The following is a 267-nucleotide window of genomic DNA, read 5'->3' as shown; positions in this document are numbered from 1 at the left end:
GTGGCCAGTCCCGGCGCGCCGGGGGCGGGGTACTGAATCTCGTACGACTCGGGCGGAAAGCCGGAGTAGTCGTAAATCAGCGGCGGCTGGGCACCGCTGGTGACGGCGGCGACGGGCGCTTCCCAGTGGGCACTGACCACAATGATCGCCGAGGGCCGACGTAGGCGCTTACCCAGTGAGGTCAGTTGTATCACCAGCTCGTTGTGCGCCGGGTCCCCCAGCAGCGGTAGTGGGCCGCCGCCGTGGGAGATATAGAGAATGTCGGGC

1 protein-coding gene is annotated in these 267 nt (G+C 67.4%); it reads right to left on the bottom strand.

Annotated elements, in window-relative coordinates; translation table 11 throughout:
* Positions 1 to 267: DODA-type extradiol aromatic ring-opening family dioxygenase (locus tag B3187_RS16130; RefSeq protein WP_414673719.1), on the bottom strand; the 267-nt coding region annotated here is incomplete at both ends.

It is taken from the genome of Marinimicrobium sp. UBA4209, from assembly GCF_002381585.1.
GTDB classification, from domain to species: domain Bacteria; phylum Pseudomonadota; class Gammaproteobacteria; order Pseudomonadales; family Cellvibrionaceae; genus Marinimicrobium; species Marinimicrobium koreense.
The sequence above is the reverse complement of the archived record's forward strand: the minus strand, read 5'-3'. Positions and strand labels throughout refer to the sequence as shown.